The following is a 20193-nucleotide window of genomic DNA, read 5'->3' on the forward strand; positions in this document are numbered from 1 at the left end:
TTCACAATAAATTTGGAAATTAATGTTATTACCATATCTTCTAGTTTTTACCGAGTTATCCCCACTTAAAATTAGTATTAGAAAAGAGAATCTGTTTCTGTGTTAATCTTTTTCTCTTCTCTTTTTAGGATTATCGTTTCCACCTTATTAACAGCTTCTTCAATCAATGGCTCAAAATCAGTAAAGCTTTCATAATACTGCACTTTTTCTTTTTTAGGTTTCGTTTTAGGAGAAGATGGTACAAATACTGTACAGCAATCCTCATATGGGCGAATCGAAATATCATGTGTATCGATTTTCTTTGCCCATTCAATTATTTCTGTTTTATCTGACGTAATTAATGGTCTCAATATTGGTGTATTTGTCACATCATTGATCGCATACATACTTTCTAACGTTTGGCTTGCAACTTGCCCTAAGCTTTCTCCCGTTATAATCGCAAGTGCTTCTTGTCTTCTGCGAATTTCATCTGTAATTCTTAACATCATTCTTCTAGTTGCCGTCATTGTATAATTTTCTGGAATTTGTTTATGAATCAACTGTTGAATAGTAGTAAATGGAACAATATGCAATACGAAATGACCATTAAAATGAGCAAGCTTTTCCGAAATATCAATTACCTTTTGTTTTGCTCTTTCGCTAGTAAACGGAGGACTAAAGAAATGAACGCCCTCTACTTCTAGGCCTCTTTTCATGGATAAATAACCCGCTACAGGGCTGTCTAACCCTCCTGATAACATAAGCATTGCTTTCCCGCTTGTGCCTGAAGGCAATCCACCTGCCCCTGCAATATTTTCACACGAAAGATAAATCGCTTCTTGTCTAACTTCAATTTGTACATTAATATCAGGATTTTTAACATCCACTTTTAAACCAGGGATATTTTTTAATAAATGGCCACCAATAGCTTGATTAATATCATTTGTATCAAGTTCGAACTCTTTATCAGCACGTCTAGCACTTATTTTAAAAGTACATCCGTCATTATATAAAAAAGCAACTATATCCAAAGCAGCTGCTTTTATTATTTCAATATCTCTTTCTAACTTGATTGCGGGGCTAAAAGATTGAATTCCAAAAATACTTTTGAGAACTTTGGAAATCTCCTCAGCACTTTCCCCATTCAATAATACATACATTCTTTCCCTTTTGGCTTCAATCGCCACATTCGGAAAACCATCTAAAGACTTTACAATTGTTTGCTTCAATTTATCTACAAATTGTTTTCTGTTTCTCCCTTTTGTAGATAGCTCTCCATAACGTATTAAAATACGATCATATTTCACTTCATTACACCTCTCAACCATTCCTTGATGTCTTTTATTGCAGCAATTACTTTTTCCATTTCTGTCATTGTATTTTCATAAGATAGACTAATTCTAAAAGAGCTTTCCGCAATTTGTTCTGGTACACCAATTCCTAATAATGTTTTACTAACTTTATTTGTTTTGGAAGAACATGCACTCGTAGTAGAAATATAAATCCCACGTTCCTCTAAAGCATGAACAAATACCTCTGCTTTTACCCCTTCGATGGAGAAATTAAGAATATGTGGAACACTTTTTTCTAGAGCTGGAGAATGGATAGAGATACCTTTCATTCTAGCTAGTTGCTCACGCAAATAAAGATTCATCTGTGTCAGAATAGACATTTTGTCCTTTTCATTTTGGAGCTGCATACGTAATGCTTTGGCAGTTGCTACAGCACCAGCTACATTCTCTGTTCCACTTCGGAAAGCATTCTCCTGCCCTCCACCTGCTAATAATGGTTCCATTCTTTTTCCTTCTTTTATATATAAAACTCCATTCCCTTTTAGCCCATGAAATTTATGGGCCGAGATGGTATAAGCATCCACATTAGCCTTCTTTAATGAAATAGCTTGTTTCCCAATTCCTTGGACACCATCTACATGAAAATATATATTAGGATAATAATTAGATAAAATTTTTCCTATTTCCTCAATTGGTTGAATCGAACCTATTTCATTGTTCACATGCATTACAGAAACTAAGATTGTTTCTTTGCGAATATGTTTGATTATATCTTCGGCGGATACTTGTCCAAATTCATTGACAGGTACATAGGAGATAGAGAAACCATCTTCTTCTAATTGTTCCATTACCTTATGAATAGAATCATGTTCAACGGTTGTTGTTATAATATGATTTCCTCTTCCCTTATACGTACGAGCAATCCCTTTTAACACAGTATTATTTCCTTCCGTTCCTCCTGAGGTGAAATAAATTTCATTACTTTTTACGCCTAAGAGTCCAGCAATTTGCTCTCTTGCTTGTATTAGCAATTTCTCTGCTTCCATACCGATTCGATGGATGGAGGAGGGGTTTCCAAAGAACTTTTGAGATACGGTTGTATATGATGTAAGAACCTCTGAAAAAGGCCTTGTTGTTGCGCTATTGTCTAAATATATCATTACTTCGGAAGTTCCTTTCCATAATCTGCATAATAGGTAGTAAGACCCACTAATGAAAGTTTTCCTTTATTATGCTACCATATGTTAAAACTTTTGCAAATATAAGTACAAGTAGTAAAGAAAACTTCCATCGGTGAGGAGGTTTTCTCATTCCCACTTATGGTTAGTTGTACATCTCAGATTTTTATAAGAGAGTTTCAATACCTAGTTCCCTGATTTTCTGCTACTTAAGGTGACAGTATTACTATCCGTTAAGAATGGAATAAAAAGATGCGGCTTTTATTTTCTTCCTGTTTTTCTTCCATAGAAATTTCCGCCGTTCCATGAAAAAAGTCTGAGTTGATATTCCTCAGACTTTTTCTGGACATTATCGAATTAGCTGGATGTCTTTAACTTTGATTTTCTTTCCATTCATTCGACCAAGCTTCAATTTTATTAGTGCTTCCTGGTTCAATTTCTTCTATTGTTGCTGCCGCATATTGCAGAGCCTCTTTATAGCGATAGTTTCTAAAATGTGCTTCAGCTTCTAGTAAGCCTTGGTGGACTTTTTGAGATTTGCGACGGTATCTGTTTCCATATTGAATTATTCTCTCTGCTAAATAAACAGTTTCAACTAATTCAATTGTTGCATTCACTAATACCTTCACTTTTTCTTCTGTTAAATCTATAATCCTCTTCACTTCAACCATATTTAATGGCGTGCGTTCTAACATTCTTTTTACTTCATCGATACTTTCTTTCGCTTCATGCACTAGTTCATTGTACTCATCTGTAACACCTGGTAAATTGCTATTCGTCACTCTTCTAACAGCATCCGCCACTTGTTTACTTAATTCGCTCAAACGATTATGTGCAGATACTTCATCTTTACGAAGAGCATGGAGCTTTTCAAATAAGGCTTTTTGTTCTAAAGATGCATTTTCTAGCTGTTCCTTCAATTCCTTTAGCTCTTCCCCTAATAAAGTGTGTGCAGCTGATTCCTTCATTAACTTATGCTCTAATACTTCATATTGCTTGAAAAGGAAATTTAATCTCTTCTCCAGCTTAAATTGAAGCTCAATATCTTCATTATCTAGATTATAGTTCTTTTGCAATAATCCAACTTCCACTTGTAGCTGCGCATTTCCTTGCTGAACATCTTCTAGGATATCCTTTGTTGCCATCATATTATTGCTGCAATAATTTTTTGCAAGCACTTCTTTCTCTAATAAATCATAAAGTAAATCAAGTTTCTCCTGAATTTCAGAAATAACTTTCTCTACTGCCTCCACATTTCCTTCTTTTATTTCATTTTCTGTTGAAGCAAGCTCATTTGTTAAATTTTCTATCTCTTCTTCCATTTGTAAATGTTCTAAAATGTATCCCTGCTCGATCATGTCAACATAGCCATCTTTCAACTCATCCAGCTGCTCTGGTAATTTCGTCTGACATTCAATTAGTAATGGAGGAATCTTCTCAATAAGATAAGTAATGGTTGTTAAACGATCCTGGATTTTATAGACAATTTCTCTTGCTTCTAAATAATCTCCATTATTTGTTTTTTCATCATAAGCAATAAATAATTCCGATGTTTCATGAAGCATCGTTTCAATCTTTTTCTCCGTATCGCCAAAAGTATGGCGGTGAGCTAAAAGATTTTTTTTGCTTAGTCGATAGGATTCTTTCAGGTCTTCAATTTCCGTTCGGTTTTTTTCTTCACTGCCTACAAGGTTATTAAGTTCCTCTAAGATTGTATCGATCCTTTTATCTACACTTTCCATTTTCATGCGAATCGTATCTTGTGTCTTTTTCGCTTTTGGAAAGTTATATTTATCAATATAACTCTCTGTATCAAAAAGAAGTTCTTCAATATCTGGTAACTCAGTTGTAACTATATCGTCCCATTCTTTTCTCCATCGTTCAAATAACTCTTCGGTTTGCCCAATCATATTCAATTGTTTAACCTTTGTGAGTTCTTCCAAAACTGGACGATTCATCATGTTTATTTTCCAATTTTCTAATTCATCGACACCATTATAATATTTTCTTTTAATAAAATATCCCGCTACGAATAAGCAAATAGCAATGCCTATTCCTCCAATTATGTAATTCATTTGAAGCCCCCTGTTCATACACCGGCCATAATTCCGTATCTATTTTAACTAAATTTTATCTAATATCAAGGCAGTAATCCATCATTAAATAAAAACAGACTAACTGTCATAAAAAACTCAATCGAGTTCAACAAATCTATCCAATAATGCACGAGTTAAAACGATGATAGATGTCTCTTTTTAAGTAGGTTCCATTCTTTGTATTTATGATAACATGTAAACGACAATTTTTGACTATTATTTTATGTTTTTTTCATAATTTCGTCTACTTTTTTCATCGTTCGATAGATATCTTAATTATATAAGGATTTTTCATAAAAAACACGTATGGACTACTTCTTTATTAATCTTCCTGCTATATTAGGTATAATATTGATAAAAGTATGAATGGAAAGGGTGTTATTACAATGAAAAAGGACGGGCACATCCATACACCATATTGTCCCCATGGAACGAAGGATTCTCTTAAGCAATATGCAGAACAAGCCATTGCTCTCGGTTTCACGGAAATGACATTTACTGAGCATGCTCCCTTGCCAAAAGGATTTATCGATACAACACCAACACAAGACAGTAGCATAACGCTGGAAGTTTTACCTTTTTATTTAGAGGACGTGCAAAGGATAAAAAAAGAGTACGAAAAGAGAATCAAGATAAACGTAGGATTAGAAATAGATTATATAGAAGGATTTGAGCTAGAAATAAAAAATTTTCTAGCTCAATGGGGTCACTTTTTAGATGACAGTATTCTAAGTGTACACTTTTTGAAAAATCCAATGTCCACTCACTATGATTGCGTTGATTATAGCCCTGAATATTTTGGAAAAATGGTCGAACAATACGGAGGAGTTTCAAAAATATATGATTGCTATTATCAAACACTTTTAAAATCGATTAAAGCAGATTTAGGACCAGCCAAGCCAAAACGAATCGGTCATATGACACTTATACGTAAGTTCCACCATATGTACCCTTTGGAGCAAAACTTCCAAACAGTACTTTTCGCCATATTGGAAGAAGTGAAAAATCAAGGATATGAACTAGATTATAATGGAGCAGGTGTCAATAAACCATATTGTAAAGAACCATATCCACCTAACTGGATTGTTGAAGAAGCGGTAAAACGCAATATTCCATTGATTTATGGTTCAGATGCTCATCAAGCTCAAGATTTAGGACAGGGCTGGAACGTCATGTTATGGAATGATCGATAATTCTTTCTCAGTTAAACAAACGATATCATGAATCCACCGATGAATCTCTTCTAGGTATTTTCTTTTGAAGTAGTCTTCATGTAAGAATACATGGAGAACTTCCGTCACATAGTAAGAATGAATAAAAGGCATGGAGAGTAACCCTTTTAATTGAATAATGCTATAGGATATAGACTGTTTTCTAAATTCTTTGCTCTCTATTCCTTTTTCAAAAATTTGCGTAAAGATGTATCTTTCTTTTACATAATAGGTGGACATTATTTCTCTTACAACCTGTGAATCAATCGAAACCTCTCGCAAAACAAATCTTGTTAGTTGAGGATTTTTACATTGATAGGTAATAATACTGTCGACCATTCTTTTTAATTTTTCGGTTGGACTACCAGTTTGCAAGAATACCTCTTCTAACAGCTCTAAATAAGTTTCAAAAAAGTTCATATAGCAATATTCTAACAACCCCTGTTTTCCATTAAAGTAATAAGATATATTTGCTGTGTTTACCTTTGCCAATCCAGCTATATCCCTAATAGAAGTTCCATGATAGCCCTTCCGATTAAATAAGGAAATGGCTGCTTCTACAATAGCGTCCCTTGTTGAAATTTCTTTCATTTCGCCTTACCTCTTTTCTGTTGCGATTCCTTAAAAAGTATGGTTGAATTATTAAAAACTTCTATTATTTAGAAAGACTGTTTTTTGCAAATAAATCTTTGGGTTTTCACAATCTATTTTTTAGGCTGTTTTCGTAAAGTTTGTTGCTGTTACCCGCAGCTTGAATAGAATTTTCGCTTTCCGTGGGGAGAGCGGTGAGCCTGCGGAGTCTCACCGCTCTCGCTAATCCCCGTGGCGTCTGCATGTATTCAGGCTGCTTAGCTTTTCCAAATAATTAATTTCTCTATTGAAAAACAACAAACAGCCATTTTTAAAAGAATGTAAAAATAACATTTCACCTATGATTACACTTCTTTATCAAGATGGAGAATCCTCTAAAAGATTTCCGACAAAGTACTAACTTCTTCTGTATTTATCGTCAAAAAACAACATAAAAAACGAGAAAGAATGGTGATATACATGTTTAACGTCGAAACATATAATGGTAACCGCGAGGAACAATATCAATTAGTGATAAAACAATTAAATGCTTTATTAGAAGGAGAAACTAATGCAATAGCAAACCTTTCTAATGCGTCTGCACTCTTAAATCAATTTTTAAACCAAATCAATTGGGTGGGCTTTTATCTTGTGGAGGAAAACGAGCTTGTTCTTGGTCCATTCCAAGGATTACCTGCTTGTGTCCGCATTCCTTTTGGGAAAGGTGTTTGTGGTACAGCTGCCCTTAATAAAGAAACGGTAAGAGTAGAGGACGTTCATCAATTCCCTGGCCATATTGCTTGTGATGCAGCTTCTCAATCAGAAATCGTTATCCCATTATTAAAAGAAGACGGCACTATAATGGGAGTCCTTGATATCGACTCTCCAGAAAAGAATCGATTTGACGAACTAGATCAAACCTATTTAGAACAATTTGTAAGTTCATTAATGAAATTTTTATAATAAGCTAGCAAGAACTGCACTTAGCATGCTTGCAGTTAAAATGGTTTGTCATCATACGCAAGACTTCCCTTAATTTGAGGTCTTACTGCCCATTAAAAGTGAGATAAAAAAGGTGTTCTACCTTTCTCCAAAAGAGAAGTAGAACACCTTTTTATTCACTTACAAGAAGTGTATTTTGAATAATAACCTTGTCTTTCCCTGTTTCTTTCGCTATATATAGCGCTTTGTCTGCACGCTTAAAAAGTGTATTATACGTATCCTCACTTAGCTTATTCCAATAAGAAACTCCACATGATATGGTTACAGATGGTCTAGAATTTTCCCTTACCTTTTTTACTAAACGTTCAGCAATCGTTACACCTAAAGAAAGAGGCACTTTTGGTAGGTAAATTGCTAGCTCTTCTCCACCCCATCTTGAACCAACATCTGAACTACGAATATTATCTTTAATAATATTTGCAACTTGAATGATGATATCATCACCAATTTGATGACCATATGTATCATTTATCAATTTAAAATCATCAATATCGATTAGAATAAACGTACCTTCCTTATCTTCCATTAAAGATCGCTGAATTTTCTCATCCAAGTAACTTCTTGAATATAGCTTTGTTAAGTGATCTGTAACGACCATTTTTTCCAATTCCTCTCGTAATAAAGAATTGGTTAAAGCAAGGGTAGAATGATGAATCAATGATTGTAAAAGTTTAAATGTATCAAACGAAAAATGATAGGCATCTGGATGCATTACGATAGCAAATCCTTTTAATATGCCTGTTTGCATCATTGGTACAGCCATTATAGATTTATACTGTGTACCTTCTAGCTGCATACTGAAATCTCCTAAAAACAGGGAGTCTTTCTCTATTTGTATTTTCTCTTTGAAATAATCAATGTATTGACGTGATTCATGCTCAAAGAAGAAAGAAGAACTTCCTAGAAGTACTGTTGTGGAATTATTTTCAAGAGAAAATAGGATAAATCCCACTTCTTTTGCATCAAAGCTGGCGGATATTCTTTCACAAATATAGGTCATCATTTCATTTAAACGCAAATTGGAATTTAATTGGTGTGACGCCTCATTAATTAATTGTAAATCAGCAACTAATTTTTTGGATTGTTGATACAACTGAGCATTTTCCAAAGCCCCTCCTGCTGTATTAGCCAATAGAGAAATAAATTCCACTTCGTTTTTTGGAAACGAGATAACACCTGGGACAATAATTTGCAAGACACCATATACACCTTGTTTTCCTTTCAAAGGTGCATAGATGACCGAATTTTTGTCTTCTTTTAAGTTTTCAAATTGTAATTTCGCCGTAACATACGCTTCCATCGCAGCCATGTTTTCACTATCATATTCTAAGTCTTTTACTGGTAAATCCATCGGACTATTATTGTCATGTGAAAGTAACAAGTAATAATGATACGATGGATATACTTCTTTTAACGTGAAAATAACTTCTCTTAGCACGTCTTCCATCATCATGGACGAATGAAACTTTTCTGTTACTTTAAATAATTGCTTATATTTCTTTTTGTCTTTCGTAATGTCCACCATTTTTTGCATATTTCTAAAAAATATTCCGACTTCTTTCCCTACATCATCAAATAAAGAATTTTCTTCGATTGGATTGTCCCATAATTTCTTCTGAATCTTAATCGCTAAAATATGGTCAACTTTTTCCTTTCCTTTTAGGGCTAACATCATATAATCATGTACTGAATCATCCTTAATAGGTGACCGACAGAATTTATGTTCGCATGCCAATGAGACATCTTCCATTAAGCTAATAGTCTTCCCTATACGATCTTTTTTTTTCGGTGGATGATACAATCGTCCAACTGACATCCCATTCTTCACTGGTATAGAGCGTAACTTCAGCTGCGTCAAATACTTCTTGGATTGCTTTAAGTGCTTCGTGGATAATTATGTCATAATTCTCATTTATCAAATTCGTGTCATATAATTCAAAAAAACGACTTTTTAATATTAATATTTTTTGGTGGCCAAGGAAGTCCATGTATTTATCACCTAATTCACCTAACTATTCATTCTTTGATTTATTAAATCATATTTCTAAATATTAATACGCTAAGAATTTATAATAGATTAAAATAAATCGAAATATCTAATATCCATCCAGTTACGAATCATTTTATTTGACTATTATCGTATTGTTTCGTTATTTTAATACCTTTTTTGCCAATCTCAAAAGTATGTTGCTTTTAAGCATCCAAAAACAACAGACTTTAAGGAATAACCACATAATAAGATTAACGGGAAATTTTTTCTTTGAGGACATAAAACTAATGATGCTAATTACCAGCCTTAAAAACAGTTCTAAATACTTATCTGTTTACCAATGCAAACAGGAGGAATTCCACTCTTATAGCTCTTATATTGCCATGTAATAGACTTAAACATACTATGTAAAATGTAAAAGGATTAAGCGATTTCTGGAAATTACAACCTAATAATATAGTTAAATTATACTAATTATATCATATTGGCAATAAATAGGTAGATAAAAATTATTTTTGTATTCTGTTAAAAATCCCTGCTTTTCTAAAGAAAATAATACTGCGATTTCTATCATTCGAAATAATAATAAATACTACTTGACTTTCCACCTATAAAAATCATATAATATTCTTTGTGTAAAATAGCGCAGCATATGTAAACACTTTTTGTCTTATTTTGTTCCTCAAACTATGATTTGATGGTGTATTGTGTAACCCTTGGCTGCTAGGGCGAAGGTACATGAAGACAAAATAAACAAGAAGACATGTTACATCTGTTTTTATTTTACCAAATAAAAACATGAAGGAGGAGTCAATTATGGCTCGTTATACAGGTCCAAGCTGGAAACTTTCTCGTCGTCTTGGTATTTCTTTAAGTGGTACAGGTAAGGAGTTAGACAAACGCCCTTACGCTCCAGGACAACATGGTCCAAACCAACGTAAAAAATTATCAGAATACGGATTACAATTACAAGAAAAACAAAAACTTCGTCACATGTACGGTGTGAACGAACGTCAATTCCGTAATCTTTTTGATATCGCAGGCAAAATGACTGGTAAGCATGGTGAAAACTTCATGATCTTATTAGAAACTCGCCTAGATAACGTTGTTTACCGTTTAGGTTTAGCTCGTACTCGTCGTCAAGCACGTCAGTTAGTTAACCACGGTCATATCTTAGTTGATGGCAAACGCGTTGATATCCCATCATACCGCGTTAAGGCTGGTCAAACAATCACTTTACGTGAAAAATCTCGCAACCTTGAAGTTGTTAAAGAAGCAGTAGAAGTAAATAACTTCGTACCTGATTTCTTAACTTTCGATGCAGATAAATTAGAAGGTACATTCACTCGTTTACCAGAACGTTCTGAATTACCAGCTGAAATTAACGAAGCTCTTATCGTTGAGTTCTACTCTCGTTAATACCTTTGCTTTGCGAAGCACAATGTTAAAAGCCTTAGAAACCTTGTTAAATCAAGATTTCAAGGCTTTTTTCTTTTTATTCACTAACCGACCGGCGTATTAAATATTAAATATGAATGAAATTGGGGCTGTGATTTCAGCGCGTGTATACAAGTAGAATTTTTGAATAAGAGATATTACTTTCCGCTCCAAGAGTTAAAATTACTATCGTTAGCGTTTATTTTCTTCGCTATGACGGACAATCTCGTCAACGACGTGCTCGATCGGTGCGGTGGCATCGATTATAATTCCATTTTTCGGAATGTCTTCTTTCGTTTGGTGTAATCGCACAATGCGTTCCCTTTCTGATTTCTTTCCGCCCCACTCATTTTCCGGTCGCCCATCAAGCCGCTCGTTCAATGTGGTAAGGTTCACCTCGAGGACAAAGACGCTATCAAATAGATTTATAAATTTCGGAAAGTTCCTAGAACCACCGCAGAAAAATGTTACCTCCTCATCCTGGTTGGCAACCAAAGCTTTTACTTTATCTACACGCCAAATGTGGTGCTCATGCGTGCCACTATCCGTCGGTGTACCAGTTTCCGGATCACCTTGATAAGCCAATTCACGGTCACCATGAATGGCATGGTAGCCGCGCCTCTGCAATTCATTACAAACCGATGTTTTGCCCGTGCAGGAAACGCCTTCAATCAGATAATTTCTAATGCCCATGGCTATCCCCTCCATTCAGTGGATAAGCATTGTAAGCTATGCTTATCAGCGTTTATCCTTGAAATGTAATAACCGTTGATGCAAAAAAATACGATGGCTTCACTTTCACCATTTTTCATATAGACCTTAAAAGTTTGCAATCGCTTAAATTTTAACATTTCTTGTTGTTCTTGTTCAATCTGGACTGCCCCTTTATTTACAAAAAGAAACCTAAATAAAAAGCATTAATTCTTCTTGGATTAACGCTCAATTCCTTGGTTTCAAAAAGCCCTGGATTCCGCAAAGAACCAGAGCTTTTTTATTATTCCGCTATTTGAATTTAATGTCTTCTTTCAACTAAAAGTCGCTTTCTTCTCCCAAGGGAAACAGTAACTCCCCCCAATTAGCCTTTTCTTTCTTTTTCGGTTTTTTTACAATAATGTTATTTATATATAAGCCTTCTTCATAAAAAAAAGTTGCTACTTGTACTTGATGGAAGAATGGAAAGAACAAATCTTTTATTTTCATCTCTATGTCTCTAGTATATTTAATATTTGGTAGGCTTATTTGAATAACCGTTTTTTCCCGTTTTTGTTCATATACAAGCCAGTATTCATGAACGACCTGATAAATTATCTTTTGTAATTCCAATTCGTTTTTTACCTTAGTTTCTCCACTAGAAAGACCCACTCTATCTCCAAATGCTTTTTGATTCTTGGATAACTCTATTATTCCATCTTTTTTTTGCCCGACACTCCATTCAGGCGAAACAAGATCACCAGTCAAGATTGTTGGAAAGCAATCCATACGATCCTCAACTTTCATTTGTTGATTTAAATAGTTAATAATCGTAAGATAAGCTGATTGATTTTCACATTTATTTACCTGCATTAAGATTTGTTCATATATATTCTGGCGTAAATTAATTAAAGTAATAACATTATTTTTCCATTTTACTTTATCAAAAAGCATTTGAAATTCAGGTATCACATAACTGCTTTCAAAACGGCTTAAAGGATATTGAAAGGCGATAGAGTAATGTTCCTTTTCAAAATACTTCATCAGAAACATTCTCATCACAATATACTCTAAAAAAGGAGACGGTATATTTAAGACTTCACTGTTTAATTTCATTGATTTCACAGGAAAAGTAAGTCTATTCTACATCTTCCCGCTTCCCCCTCCTCCAATTAATTGTTTATGGATATAAGTATAAAGCATTTTATCCGATAAACAGATTACAATTGGAAAAAAATATATCTTTTTCACATTTTAGACAATATTTTGTAACAAAATGTTGCCATTCGAAAAAAAAGAGTTTTCAGAGGTAGTTTCTTATTTCAATTATCAATAACTTTAAGCTTTTTCCCACGGAAATTAAACTATCTTTACTAGCTAAATAAAACACACCCTAAAAGTTATCCTTTCAGGGCGTTTTCCCTTAAAACTTTATTAAATAATATTTTTTCTTTCCACGTCTAATTACCGTAAATTGTTCTTCGATACGATCTTCTGCTGCAAGCACATAATCTAATTCCTGTTTACGTTCGCCATTGATGTAGACAGCGCCGTTTGTTATATCTTCACGCGCTTGTCTTTTAGAGGATACAATGCCAGCTGCAACAAGTAAATCAACAAGCAGAGCTTCCCCTTCTGTATGTTCATATGTCGGCACATCTTTAAAACCTTGTTTGATTTCTCCCGCAGTTAAATTTTTAATATCTCCACTAAAGAGTGCTGCCGTTATCTTTTGTGCCTGTTCAAGGGCAGCTTCCCCGTGAATTAATTTTGTCATTTCTTCTGCTAACGTTTTTTGTGCATTGCGTAAATGTGCTTCTTCTTGTACAGATTTTTCTAATCCCTCAATTTCTTCTTTCGAAAGGAAAGTAAAGAATTTTAAATACTTAATCACATCAGCATCTGCAGTGTTAATCCAAAATTGATAAAACTCATACGGTGTTGTTTTTTCAGGATCTAACCAAACCGCTCCGCTTTCTGTTTTACCGAATTTCGTACCGTCTGCTTTCGTTACAAGAGGAATTGTTAATCCATAAGCCTTTGCTCCTTCTTGCATATTCTTTCTGATTAATTCAAGTCCAGTCGTAATATTCCCCCATTGGTCACTACCACCAATTTGCAATTTACAATCATTATGCTCATATAAATGTAAAAAGTCTAACGCTTGTAAAATCGTATATGTGAATTCAGTAAAGGAAATTCCTGTTTCTAGGCGATTAGCAATCGTATCTTTTGCTAACATGTAGTTAACTCCAATATGTTTTCCGTAATCACGTAGGAATGTAACAATATCCATTTTTCCTGCCCAGTCATAGTTATTAACCATAACCGCACCATTTGTTCCATCAAAATCAAAGATTCTTTCTAATTGGGCTTGCAAGCATTTTACATTATGACCAATAATATCTAATGTTTGTAGTTTTCTTTCTTCGCTTTTTCCACTTGGATCTCCGATTAAACCAGTAGCTCCACCAACTAAGACAATCGGACGATGTCCAGCATTTTGAAAACGTCTCAACGTTAGAAAAGGCAATAAATGTCCAATATGCATACTATCAGCAGTCGGATCAACTCCACAGTATAAACTAGTCATTCCTTTTGCTAATTGTTCTTTTAGGCCTTCTTCATCTGTCTGTTGATAAATAATCCCTCTCCATTGCAGATCTTCTAGTAAATTCATTTATATTCCTCCATTAATTGAATTATTGTCCCTGTCATATTTTTCGCTATTGCCTAAAAATAAACGCAAAAAAATCCCTGCATTTAATGCAGGGACGCCAAATTAGCGCGGTACCACCCAAAACTTGAGAAAATAATATTCTCCACTTCATTTAGAATAACGGTTCATGCCGTTCACTGCTACTAATTAAAACAACTTTCCCAGTGAAAGCTCCAGGAGGTAATTCATCCTTTTATTTATACCATTTTCCACCGACCAATGGCTCTCTGTTCATAGTGATAAAAGAACTACTTCTTCCCTTCAACGCAATAACGAATCAATATATAGTTAGCTTATTTTTATCATAAATATGCAGTTATTGTCAAACAAATATTCGAAAAAACAGGAAAAATATCGAACTCTGCCTATATTTCACTCCGCTTTATGCTATAATGTATGTGATTTTAGGGGGAATGATACCATGAATGAAAGGCCGAAGTGGAAAAATGCTTTAAGCCATTTTAAAAACTTCTTCACCAATAAACGAACACTAAAAGGTGCCCGTATAACCTATGAAGCAACATGGAATGTGGCTTTAGTTTTTATCATTATCATTGCAATCGGTGGTGCTTTTGGACTCGGAATTGGTGCAGGATATTTTGCTTCACTTGTAAAGGATGAGCCAATCCGTCCTTATGCAGCAATGCAAAAAGATATTTATAATTATGAAGAAACATCAGAATTATACTTTGCCAATAATGTTTATTTAGGAAAAGTACCAACTGACCTTGAAAGAGAGGAAGTTAAAATAAATGATGTTTCAAGCTATTTAAAAGATGCTGTGATTGCTACCGAAGATGAGAATTTCTATACTCATAACGGAGTAGTGCCCAAATCCATCTTCCGCGCATTATTTCAAGAAGTAACCAATGCTTCTACTCAATCAGGAGGAAGTACCTTAACACAGCAATTAATAAAGAATCAGATTTTAACAAACGAAGTCTCCTTTGAGAGGAAAGCAAAGGAAATTCTGCTTGCACTGAGGCTAGAGAAATTCTTTGAAAAGGATGAAATATTAGAAGCTTACTTAAACGTATCCACTTTTGGAAGAAATTCATCTGGAAGAAATATTGCTGGTGTACAATCTGCAGCAAACGGTATTTTTGGGATTGATGCGAAGGACTTAACTTTGCCACAGGCTGCATTTATTGCTGGCCTTCCACAAAGTCCATTTGGTTACACTCCTTTTACACAAGAAGGGAAATTAAAAAAGAATTTAGAGCCTGGTCTAAACCGGATGAAAACTGTATTAAACAGAATGTATGATCAAGAGAAAATTTCTAAAAAAGATTATGATGCAGCAATGGCATATGATATAACCAAAGATTTTATCGGCCCTCAAAAAAGCCCGATTGAGGACTATCCAGCAGTAACAATTGAGATTCAACAAAGAAGTATCGAAATCATTGCTGAGTTGTTAGCAAAAGAAGATGGATACACAAAAGAAGACTTACAAGAAGATGACATATTAGCAGAACAATACACTACAATTGCTGACCGTCAAATTCATCAAAACGGCTATAAAATTCATAGTACAATCAACAAGAAAATCTATGATATTCAACAAAAAACGGTGAAAAATTACTCCCTTTTTGGACCAGATAAAGAACAACAAGTTATTGATCCAGAAACAAAAGAAAAAGTGACCATAATGGAACCAGTAGAAACCGGAGCCATTATGATTGAAAACAAAACGGGAGCTATCATAAGCTTTGTTGGAGGACGCGATTATAATCGAGAAGCGACAAACCATGCTACAAGGAGCGAAAGATCAAATGGTTCAACAATGAAACCATTATTAGTATATGCTCCAGCCATTGAGCTTGGAACACTATCACCTGGGAGTGTTTTACCAGATGTACCTTTAAGATTAAACCCTAGTGCTCCAGGGAATGTTTGGCCAAACAACTATGATTCAAGATTTCACGGTTTAGTAACCGCAAGATTTGCATTACAACAATCATATAATGTTCCAGCAGTAAAAGCATATGTTGATATCCTGCCACAAAACCCAATAAAATTCGTAGAAAAAATGGGTATTTCTTCCTTAACTCCTGCTGACTATTCAAACAGATCAGCGGCTATTGGCGGAATTGAGGATGGGGTGACAGTTGAAGAAAATACCAATGCTTATTCTACATTTGCTAATAAAGGAAAATTTATCGACGCTTATATGATTGAGAAAATTGAAGATAAAAACGGCAATGTTATTTATCAACATGAAGTAAAGCCTGTAGATGTATTCAGTCCACAAACAGCTTACTTAACATTAGACATGATGAGAGATGTCATGAATCGGGGAACAGCTGCTGCCGTAAATAGCCGTCTAAAATTCAAATCTGATTGGGCAGGTAAAACAGGAACAGCGCAAGATTTTAAAGATTCTTGGTTAGTTGCCACAAATCCAAATGTAACATTTGGGGTTTGGACTGGCTATGATACACCAAAATCTTTAAAAACTAGTTCGCTGCCTTCTTATAGTAACCGAACTAACTACTTGTGGGCAGATTTACTAAACGCAGCTTACGACGTTGCTCCTGAGCTTGTAGACCCTTCTGAAAGCTTTAAAATGCCTGGTGGAATCGTAAGACAATCTGTGTGTTCTATTTCTGGACTATTACCTTCTGAGGGCTGCTCAAAAGCTGGACTGGTCACAACCGATTTATTTAAATCTGGTATGGCACCATCGAAAAGAGATGACAGCTTAGTAGCAGGTAAATATGTTCAAATCGGCGACAAGAAATACATGGCATTAGATTCAACCCCAAGTGAGTTTTCTGAATCAGGATTAATGCTAAATCCTGATTACATCGAAAAACTTTTTGGTATTCGTATCAGTGATCCAAGTATTCTTAGCGAAAACAACCAAAAGCTGAAGAATCTTATCATTCCTAATAATAAAATTGAAGACAATGGAAAGGCACCTAACGCACTAAAAATCAACCTTAAAGGTGATACGATAACCTGGAATAAGCATGGTGAAAAAGATGTTATTGGATATCGTGTATATAAAGACGGTAAAAAGGTGAAAAGCTTAAAAGCAGAAAATGCGTTGAGCTTTAAAGCTGGAAAAGGGACCTATATCGTTAAGGCGGTTGATATTGCCGGTAAAGAATCAAAGGCATCGAATGAGATTGTCATAGGCAATACGCAAGAAAAAAAAGAGGATAAAAATAAAAACGAAGAGAGTAAAAAGGCAGAGAATAAAAACACAGAAAAAAAAGACGCTAATAAACCAGCAAATAATAATGAAAATAAACAGCAGGACAACAAAGAACAAACCGAAAAAGCTGATGAAAAAGAGAATACTTAAAAGCGAAAGGGAGAGTCTACTATTGATTCTCCCTTTTGTTTTTATAGTTAGCTTCCAGTTTATTGTTCTTCAAAAAAAACAAAGCATTCAGCTTTGTTTTTTTAAACTCATTTTGTTGAATTACGAGATTCAATTCGATGTGGAAGTGTAACAATATGATCTTCCACCGTTTCTTTATTCATATATTTAGTGAGTAATCTCATGGCTACAGCACCAATGTCATATAACGGCTGAACAACTGTTGTTAGTTGCGGACGAACCATTAACGTTAATTTTGTATTATCAGAGGTAACAATTTCGAAATCTTCCGGTACTTTATATCCTTTATCTTCTGCCCCATGAATGACACCTAGCGCCATTTCATCTGACCCTACAAAGATAGCCGTTGGTTTATTATCGCTTTCCATTAACTTATCGAAGGATTCCATACCAGATTCATAGCTATAATCACCTTCTACTACTAAGGACTCGTTATATTCGATTCCAGCAACTTCTAGAGCCTTCTTGTAACCGCCTAATTTCTCATTTTTATTGATTGGTTCTTCCAATGATCCAAGTACGATTCCAATAGACTTATGACCCTTCTCAACAAAACTAGTCACTACATCATATGTGGCTTGCGCATAATCAATATTAACCGAAGAAATCTTTTTACTTTCTTCAATACTAGCTGCAAGAACAATCGGCACTGGTGACTTTTCAAACTCAGCAACATGTTCTTCTGTTATATTACCGCCCATAAAAACAATACCATCTACTTGTTTACCTAGCATTGTATTTAATAAGTGTAGCTCTTTATCTTTATTTTGATCCGAATTACTTAGAATAATATTATATTTATACATTGTAGCAATATCTTCAATACCTCTTGCTAATTCCGCAAAGAAGGTGCTTGATATGTCTGGAATAATTACGCCAACTGTAGTTGTTTTTTTGCTTGCAAGTCCTCTTGCTACTGCATTAGGACGATAACCTAATCGATCAATTACTTCTAATACCTTTTTTCTTGTTGTTGGTTTCACATTTGGATTTCCATTAACAACACGGGAAACAGTTGCCATGGAAACACTTGCTTCTCTTGCAACGTCGTATATTGTTATATTCATTGTTATTTCGCACTCCTTTTAGTCGAACTAATTTCTTCTATTATTTTATGGCAAGAAGCTATTTCCTAATCATCCACGATTCTCTTTTTAGCTAATCTTGTCTAATTATGTACTAATGATACGATATCACTGGAAAACCTGCAATGACAAGCTTTCATTTTTTTTCAAAAAAAACCGACATTTTTCCGGTTTTCAGCTAAAAACACCTTTATTTAAGCATTCTTCCATACAGTTTACCATAAAATAAAAAAAAATATAAATGAATTTATCATATTAACATATTAGAAACTATTAATTAAGTACGTTTTTTTCAAAATAAAAAATACCCTGTACTTGTTAGCAATTTTAACTAACATATACAGGGCCAATTTAACTTTCACAAATTTTCTATCCTTTTATGCTCTTATATATGGTGTAGATTGTATTGCACGGTAAAATTCATCGAATTGTTCAATATCCATTTGTTGTGCTGAATCAGATAATGCAACTGCTGGATCAGGGTGAACCTCTGCCATTACTCCATCTGCACCAATAGCTAATGCTGCCTTCGCACAAGGTAATAATAGATCCTTTCTTCCTGTTGAATGGGTAACATCCACGAAAACTGGAAGATGTGTTTCTTGTTTTAAAATTGGAACAGCTGAAATATCTAATGTATTTCTTGTAGCACGTTCATACGTACGAATACCACGCTCACAAAGGATAATTTGATCATTTCCTTGTGACATAATATACTCTGCTGCATTTATAAATTCTTCAATCGTTGCTGCTAATCCACGTTTTAAAAGAATCGGTTTTTTTACACTACCAGCAGCTTTTAATAATTCAAAGTTTTGCATATTACGTGCACCAATTTGGATTACATCAATATAATCTAATGCTGTTTCAATATGTTCCGTACTAACAATTTCACTAATTACAGCTAAATCATATTCATCCGCTACTCTTTTTAAAATTTTCAAGCCTTCTACACCAAGTCCTTGGAAATCATATGGTGATGTTCTCGGTTTGAACGCACCTCCACGCAGAAGCTTTAGCCCTTTAGCCTGAACAGATGCAGCCACTTGTGCTACTTGCTCATAGGATTCTACTGAACATGGACCAAACACAAATTTAGGCGTACCATCACCAATTTTTGTTCCTTTTACGTCGACAATAGTGTCCTCTGCCTTTTTCTTACGAGATACTAATAAAGCTTTGCTATCATCTTCTTGTTGCAATTGTAAACCCATTTTGAAAATTTGCTTAAATAAATGAGAAATAGTGGCATTATCAAATGGCCCATCATTTTTATTTACAATATGATCAAGCATTTTTCTTTCACGAACAGGATCATATCGATGTGCACCGTGGGTTCCTTTTGTCTGGCCAATTTTTTGGACTAGACTTGCCCTCTCATTAATTTTCTCTAAAATTTCTAAGTTTAACTCATCTACTCGATTACGCAATTCTTCTAATTCTTTATTGCTCACAATCATCTCATCCCTTCATTTAAAAAGCATAAAACTGTATAATTTCATTTATACAAATGCAAAAATATGTTACATTTCTCTTAATTGGATTAATTATAAATCATATTTATCGCATTGTCACTATTTTTCTTTAACAAT

General features: G+C 34.4%; 14 protein-coding genes and 1 other annotated feature. Of the genes, 4 read left to right on the forward strand and 10 right to left on the reverse strand.

Going from position 1 to position 20193, the window contains the following annotated elements:
• Positions 1 to 77 precede the first annotated feature (77 nt).
• The 3 genes from thiI to ezrA all read right to left on the reverse strand — a co-directional run bounded on the left by thiI (position 78) and on the right by ezrA (position 4524).
• A complete protein-coding gene (gene thiI, locus NKG37_RS25570) occupies positions 78 to 1286 on the reverse strand; it encodes a tRNA uracil 4-sulfurtransferase ThiI (protein WP_254415562.1) in 1209 nt (402 codons plus the stop codon).
• The gene (locus NKG37_RS25575) at positions 1283 to 2431 is read right to left on the reverse strand and encodes a cysteine desulfurase family protein (protein ID WP_169188975.1); all 1149 of its coding nucleotides are present in this window, start codon (positions 2429 to 2431) and stop codon (positions 1283 to 1285) included. Before NKG37_RS25575 ends, thiI begins: the two co-directional genes overlap by 4 nt.
• A gap of 389 nt (positions 2432 to 2820) precedes the next feature.
• Positions 2821 to 4524: a septation ring formation regulator EzrA gene (gene ezrA, locus NKG37_RS25580; RefSeq protein ID WP_254415563.1), complete on the reverse strand. Its 1704-nt coding sequence runs from the start codon at positions 4522 to 4524 to the stop codon at positions 2821 to 2823.
• Between the two features lie 407 nt (positions 4525 to 4931).
• Between ezrA and hisJ the strand changes: the two genes are divergently transcribed.
• Positions 4932 to 5738 (forward strand): histidinol-phosphatase HisJ, encoded by an 807-nt coding sequence (gene hisJ, locus NKG37_RS25585; protein ID WP_254415564.1) that lies wholly within the window; start codon positions 4932 to 4934, stop codon positions 5736 to 5738.
• Here the strand turns inward: hisJ and refZ are convergent.
• Positions 5721 to 6347, reverse strand: a complete 627-nt coding sequence (gene refZ / locus NKG37_RS25590; protein ID WP_016202816.1) for a forespore capture DNA-binding protein RefZ — start codon at positions 6345 to 6347, stop codon at positions 5721 to 5723. The two genes, hisJ and refZ, sit on opposite strands and share 18 nt — an antisense overlap.
• Before the next feature lie 459 nt (positions 6348 to 6806).
• Between refZ and NKG37_RS25595 the strand changes: the two genes are divergently transcribed.
• On the forward strand, positions 6807 to 7289 hold the full coding sequence (locus tag NKG37_RS25595) for a GAF domain-containing protein (RefSeq protein WP_016202817.1): 483 nt from the start codon (positions 6807 to 6809) through the stop codon (positions 7287 to 7289).
• 151 nt (positions 7290 to 7440) lie between these two features.
• On the opposite strand, the gene NKG37_RS25600 is transcribed toward NKG37_RS25595, so the two are convergent.
• Positions 7441 to 9156, reverse strand: a complete 1716-nt coding sequence (locus tag NKG37_RS25600) for a sensor domain-containing diguanylate cyclase (RefSeq protein WP_254415565.1) — start codon at positions 9154 to 9156, stop codon at positions 7441 to 7443.
• Between the two features lie 978 nt (positions 9157 to 10134).
• Here NKG37_RS25600 and rpsD point away from each other — a divergent pair.
• The gene (gene rpsD, locus NKG37_RS25605) at positions 10135 to 10737 is read left to right on the forward strand and encodes a 30S ribosomal protein S4 (RefSeq protein WP_016202819.1); all 603 of its coding nucleotides are present in this window, start codon (positions 10135 to 10137) and stop codon (positions 10735 to 10737) included.
• A gap of 210 nt (positions 10738 to 10947) precedes the next feature.
• On the opposite strand, the gene NKG37_RS25610 is transcribed toward rpsD, so the two are convergent.
• The 3 genes from NKG37_RS25610 to tyrS form a co-directional block, all read right to left on the reverse strand.
• Positions 10948 to 11448: an AAA family ATPase gene (locus NKG37_RS25610; RefSeq protein WP_016202820.1), complete on the reverse strand. Its 501-nt coding sequence runs from the start codon at positions 11446 to 11448 to the stop codon at positions 10948 to 10950.
• Between the two features lie 336 nt (positions 11449 to 11784).
• Positions 11785 to 12570 (reverse strand): hypothetical protein, encoded by a 786-nt coding sequence (locus tag NKG37_RS25615; protein ID WP_040343191.1) that lies wholly within the window; start codon positions 12568 to 12570, stop codon positions 11785 to 11787.
• 298 nt (positions 12571 to 12868) lie between these two features.
• Entirely contained in the window at positions 12869 to 14125 is a 1257-nt protein-coding gene (tyrS, locus tag NKG37_RS25620; RefSeq protein ID WP_254415566.1) for a tyrosine--tRNA ligase, read from the reverse strand.
• 87 nt (positions 14126 to 14212) lie between these two features.
• Positions 14213 to 14438, reverse strand: a binding site (T-box leader).
• Positions 14439 to 14585: 147 nt separating this feature from the next.
• Between tyrS and NKG37_RS25625 the strand changes: the two genes are divergently transcribed.
• Complete coding sequence (locus NKG37_RS25625; protein WP_254415567.1) at positions 14586 to 17477, forward strand: transglycosylase domain-containing protein; 2892 nt, start codon at positions 14586 to 14588, stop codon at positions 17475 to 17477.
• Between the two features lie 107 nt (positions 17478 to 17584).
• Here the strand turns inward: NKG37_RS25625 and ccpA are convergent, their stop codons facing one another.
• Entirely contained in the window at positions 17585 to 18583 is a 999-nt protein-coding gene (gene ccpA, locus NKG37_RS25630; RefSeq protein ID WP_016202824.1) for a catabolite control protein A, read from the reverse strand.
• A gap of 395 nt (positions 18584 to 18978) precedes the next feature.
• Positions 18979 to 20055, reverse strand: a complete 1077-nt coding sequence (locus NKG37_RS25635; RefSeq protein WP_254415568.1) for a bifunctional 3-deoxy-7-phosphoheptulonate synthase/chorismate mutase — start codon at positions 20053 to 20055, stop codon at positions 18979 to 18981.
• Positions 20056 to 20193: the final 138 nt, after the last annotated feature.

It is taken from the genome of Niallia sp. RD1, from assembly GCF_024219955.1.
Taxonomy (GTDB): domain Bacteria; phylum Bacillota; class Bacilli; order Bacillales; family Cytobacillaceae; genus Niallia; species Niallia alba.